2 protein-coding genes are annotated in these 4,384 nt (G+C 42.9%); both read right to left on the reverse strand.

Going from position 1 to position 4,384, the window contains the following annotated elements; genetic code table 11:
• On the reverse strand, positions 1-3,297 hold a 3,297-nt coding region (locus A3756_RS08630), incomplete at its 3' end, for a YhdP family protein (protein WP_082865162.1).
• Between the two features lie 9 nt (positions 3,298-3,306).
• The coding region (locus tag A3756_RS08635) for an Rne/Rng family ribonuclease (RefSeq protein ID WP_068553338.1) at positions 3,307-4,384 on the reverse strand (1,078 nt) is incomplete at its 5' end.

The raw sequence follows: 4,384 nt of genomic DNA on the forward strand, positions 1-4,384 counted from the left end.
TTCAAAATGCCTACCTTTGCCATCCATTGTCAGAATGCTGGTCTGTAAATTGTCTTCTGAAACCTGCCAATTAAGCCGTCCGGAAAACTGGCTACCTTTAACACTGCCTTTTATATTTGAGAATATCGCTCCTGTTGGCGACGACTGCAAATTACCACTCCAAGCACCTAGTTTTCGACCATCTAACTGCAAGTTAGACGCGGAGAATTCGACATTACTAAGCGTTCTAGGGTCAATTGGCGCACTATCTTCCTTTAAGTCTGAACTTGGTGTATCGCTACTTAATACCAGTTTGCTGAAATCTGCCTTGATAGCGCCATCAGTATTCGGCAGAACTATTTTTCCGGAGATATCCTCGCCTCTCAACTCAACTTGCCACTCATCACTTGGCTGAGAAATTTCTATACGAGCTTGTTTTAACTTATGATCAAATGCAGTTGTAGAAGCAACATCTAACTGAACTTTCTTAAGAATACTTTCCGTATTATTATCACTATCCAGCTCCCAAGGTAAGGCTATTAAATCGCCTACAAAGTCGATCCATGAATCTGCATCTAGTTCATTGAGATTAGCCGCGATGTTGAGGCCACTTAAGTCTGGCGCTTCCATACTAGCCTTATTTATCGAAACCTCTCCAAATGAAAATTTACCATCCACAAACAATAATTCGGTGTTGAGCGCCTGACTATTATCCAAGTTCAGTTTAGACAATACCAACATCTGCGAAGGTTTGAGTTTTAGACGAGTAATGAAATCTTCTCGTTGATCAACATGTTTCGCCAAGGGCCAAGGCCAGTCTCGCGTCAAGCCTTTTAAATTACTTCGAATATCAACAAAAGGCTCAGACTCCTTATGATTTGGGAGGTATAGTTCAGCGAGGTAATCGAAGCTTCCACCCAAAAACGCCGTAGTTTGATAGCCAAAAAAGTCGAAAACCTGTTCGATATCGGTATTACCTGCCAGGCTTATATTCGTTTGTGAGAGGTCTCTAAATTCATTACTTTCAAGATCAGTAAGCAGATAATCGTATGTAGCTGGATCAAAAGAAGTAGAAATATTTAGCAATGCAGGCTTCCCGAAAGCAATAACCTCTACGTCATTAGCTGTTACGCCCTTATCTTCTGTAACGTCGAGGACACCTGTCACGCGGTCAAAACTGATTCCAGAATCGGGATGATGAAGCTTAACCCCTTCTAAAGTCGAGCGAATAAGATAAGCAAGCTCAGCGCCGTCATCTCCTTCGGATACGGGTATATCCAAGAGTACGTCAACATCAAAGTCACCTTCGAACACTAACTGCTCTGCAACAGCTTCAGTATGTTCAGAGATTGGTGACTCAGCCAACCAATACTGTAAGTTTTCAGATGTAGCCTTTGTACTGCTTTCTATTCTAAGTATTGAGCTGGCTGCCCCTTCAGGCTCAAGCATTGTAGCTCGAACTTCATTTAGCTTTGTGTCGACAATTTTGGCCTCAGGAGCAATAACCAGCAACTGACCATTTTGAAGTGAGATATTCGCGTTTAGTTGCTCAGCAGGCGGCCAATTCCTGTCAAAGTCGAGCACCAGGTTTTCAGTATTCAGGTCGATGCTAGAAGTAAAGCTGTTGTCTGCAGTAATAGTTTCAACTGATCCGTGCCCCAGGTAAACTCCTGAAACAACGGTACCGGACCTTAAGGCATCGACTAACCAATCATGTAGACCTGAACCAACAATATAGTAAGGCACAAAAGACGGAGCGCTGGGAGCACTAAGATCTTGAAGAGCAATGGCTAAATCCAAGTAATCTTCATCGCCCTCTCCGTTTAGCCTTATAGAAAAATCACCATATACCAAACCTCCGTCTTGTTGCACCAAGCGCAAGCCATCAGAATAAACGTCTACGCCGTCTTCTTGAATATCCCACGCAACGTAACCATCAGCCTTTGCCATCGTCCAAGGCTCAAGAAATAATTCCGGGAAACCCAGCTCAAAGTCATGACTTGAAAAGTTTACGAAGCCTCCCTGATTATCAGCAAATACATATCCATTGATACCCATCCCGGAGGGTGTTCCTTCATAAGCATCTAGAGAGACCTGATCAAGCTCAGCTTCAAAGGTAAATGATGAGGCGCCTTTTTGATGTTCGATATTGATCCAGGCGTTTTTTAGTTGCCCTTCTGGCTGACTAATCTCAAGACGATCATGAAGATTATCTGACAAAAGCCCAGACGCGAGCCCCAATTGAGCAAGACAGTAAATATCGAGTTCTGACATCGATACCTTTGTTTGCGATGCATCACTGTTAATATTAATAACATCGCTTTGACACAAGCTCCCTTTCCAGGAGAAATTAAGGCCGTAAACAGACATATTCTGACCCTGATTGCTCTTTTGCCAATGGTAATCGAAAGCCAGGTTTCGTATTGGCGGAACGGATTGTTCCCCCGCACGCCAATTCATTTCATTTAGCTGAAGGTTGCCTTGAATTGATGTAAGACTAAACCCTTCGAATTCTAACCATGCACGCGTGCTTGCGGAAATATCATCAATTGATAGACTTTCCCAGCTATAAACTTGTAGCAATTTACCAAAGAATTCAGCGGAGCGTGCTTCGATATATAAGCTAGTCTTCATTCTTGATTCAGTTAACACGCCCTTACCTTCCAGAGAAAAAGATAATAAGGAACTAGCACTGTCAGACTCTCGAATCGAGCCGCTAATGAAGACACTATCATCGTGGTAAGTTAAGGAGCTGTTGGGAATTCTAAGAGTTTGAACCAAGCCTTTATTGTTATGTAAGGAGAGGCTTAAATCGTTAAGGTAGATTTTCGCTTGCCCAAGTAGAGCTTCTATATCTATTGGCAAGGCAGTTGGTGTCGCCTTCTCTTGCTGCTGTAACAATTCTTTTAAATCTACCGGTGTTGAAGCGACGGACCAGGCACCATCCTCAAACTGTTGCATACTAAGCTCAGTATGCTCAATCATGATTTCCTTGATAGAAGGCTGGAGATTAAGAAGAGAGTTGAGGAATGAAGCCTGTATACGTATACGCCCAACATAAGCGTAGCTCTGCCCGTTGACGCTAAGGCCGTGAATATTGAGCGTTGGGTCAAGACCACGCCAAGCAGAGTTCAATTGACGAATTTCAACACGCTGACCACTTAACTCAGATAGGTAACGCTCTAGATCAGGACGGTAGTCTTCAAGAAATATACTGGCTATTCTTAGCCCGAGTACGTACAAGGCAACCAGAAATAATACCGAAAAGGCAATCGTTATTAACTTAATCCTAATGATTTTCAGTATTTTATTCTTCACATTGTCACGCTAGACTAAGACTACATCAAATTGTCCCTGATTATACATGACTTCTACTTGAAACTTGATTTGCTTGCCAATGAAGGTTTCCAAGTCAGCAACATTGTCAGACTCCTCATCGAGTAAGCGATCAATCACGTTTTGCGAAGCCATAACCAAATAGATATTTGCGTCATAAGCACGATTCACCCTGAGAATCTCACGCATAATTTCATAACAGACTGTTTCAGCGGTCTTTAACACACCAGTGCCATCACATACAGGGCAAGGCTCACACAAGGTTTGCCCCAAGCTTTCAGTGGTACGCTTACGTGTCATTTCAACCAGGCCAAGCTCTGAAACGCAACTTACCGTTGTACGTGCATGGTCTCGCTCAAGCATTTTCTCTAACATTCGTAGAACCTGGCGCTTATGTTCCTCATCCTCCATATCGATGAAGTCGAGAATGATAATCCCGCCAAGATTTCTTAAGCGCAATTGCCTACCAATGGTCCTTGCAGCTTCGAGATTGGTCTTGAATATGGTCTCTTCAAGATTACGATGCCCGACAAAACCGCCGGTATTCACATCAATCGTGGTCATAGCTTCGGTTTGATCAATGATTAGATAGCCACCAGACTTAAGTTGAACCTTTTTTCCCAGCGCCTTCTGAATTTCATCATCAACATTATATAAATCGAATACAGGTCGTTCACCTGGGTAATACTCAAGCCGCTTACTAACATCAATGAGAAAGTTTTCGGAGAACTCCTTTACAATCCCATAACTTTCTTTTGAATCGATTCTAATTTTCTCGGTTTGAGGCTTTACCAGATCTCTTATCGCACGTGTAAACAGCGGCAAATCCTGATAGACAACAGATGGAATTGCGTTCTCTTTGATTCGCTGCTTTAGTTTTTTCCAAAGGCGCTCCAGGAACTTTATATCTGCCGTAAACTCATCTTCTCCTGCACCTTCGGCCGCAGTACGCACAATAAAGCCCGAGCCTGCCTCTTCGTTATCTACCTGACAATTCAAAACAAGCTGCTTTAAGCGCTCACGCTCTACTTCATCTTCGATACGTTGAGATATACCAATATGTGAAACA

The sequence above is a fragment of the Oleiphilus sp. HI0086 genome (genome assembly GCF_001635225.1).